The organism is Streptomyces sp. WM6386 (genome assembly GCF_000972385.1).
Lineage (GTDB): Bacteria > Actinomycetota > Actinomycetes > Streptomycetales > Streptomycetaceae > Streptomyces.
Map to the genome: position 1 here is coordinate 1 of NZ_JXTE01000228.1, position 985 is coordinate 985.

Annotated in this window: 2 protein-coding genes; both read right to left on the reverse strand. The window is 67.1% G+C overall.

The window, feature by feature from the left end:
* Positions 1-104: 104 nt before the first annotated feature.
* Positions 105-380 carry an antibiotic biosynthesis monooxygenase family protein gene (locus TN53_RS40915; RefSeq protein WP_234441824.1) on the reverse strand — a complete coding sequence of 92 codons (276 nt, stop codon included), beginning with the start codon at positions 378-380 and terminating at the stop codon, positions 105-107.
* A 118-nt stretch (positions 381-498) separates the two neighbouring features.
* The coding region (locus TN53_RS40920; protein WP_052745417.1) for a nitroreductase/quinone reductase family protein at positions 499-985 on the reverse strand (487 nt) is incomplete at its 5' end.

The following is a 985-nucleotide window of genomic DNA, read 5'->3' on the forward strand; positions in this document are numbered from 1 at the left end:
GCCGGTCGTCACGGCGAACTCCTAGTGAGGCAAGCGCAGTTGATAGCCGCGCCCTGGTCGTCGTACGCCTTCGGCCCTACGACGACCAGGGTGCCGCCGGCCGGTCAGGCGACGCAGATGCCCTCGACGGCGATCTTCTCGTAGACGTGCGGGTAGGCCGTGATGCCGTCGGGGTACTTGGCCGCCGACTGCTGGAACTCCGGCTTGCTGAAGGCGGCGAACAGGGCCTCGGTGGACTCCCACACGGCCACGTTCACCAGCAGGCGGCTGCCGGCGATGCCCTTGTGCAGCTGGGTCTGGATGCAGCCTGGGCTGCCCTTCATGTACGCGGCGTCCTCCTGCCAGATCTTGAGGAACTCGTCGTACAGCTCGCTCGGCACGTCGAAGACGTTGACGAGTGTGATCGGCCCGCTCTTCTCCTGGAATTGCTTGATGAGGGGGGGTGGCCGGGTCCAGCGCCTCGATCTTCATCTGTTTCCTTCCTGGTGGCGGGGGTGCTCAGAGTTCTTGCGGGTCGAGGTCGTCGGGGGTGATCTCCAGGACCGGGATGGGGCGGCTGGCGCGCTTTTGGAACTCGGCGATGAACGGGAAGACCTCGCAGAACTCGCGCCACCTGCGGTCGCGTTCGTCGCCGGCGAGGATCCGCACGGTGGCCGGGAACTGCTCGGGGCCGATGGCCACGCTCTCCTGCGGGGTGGCGCGCACGTTGTGGAACCAGGCGGGGTGGCTGGCCTGCGGGCCGCCGGGCACGTCGAAGTGGCCGGGGGCGGCGCACACGATGTAGCGGCCGTTGTCGTAGACGTAGCCGACCGGCAGGGTGCGCGCCAGGCCCGTCTTGCGGCCGGTGGTGGTCAGCAGCATCGCGTCGAGGCGCCCGAAGTGCCCCATGATCTTTCCGCGGGACTTGCGGTACAGGAACAGATGCAGGTGCAGGAAGGACTTGTTGACCTTCTTGACGTACTTGTTCGGCGGCTTGGAGTACAGG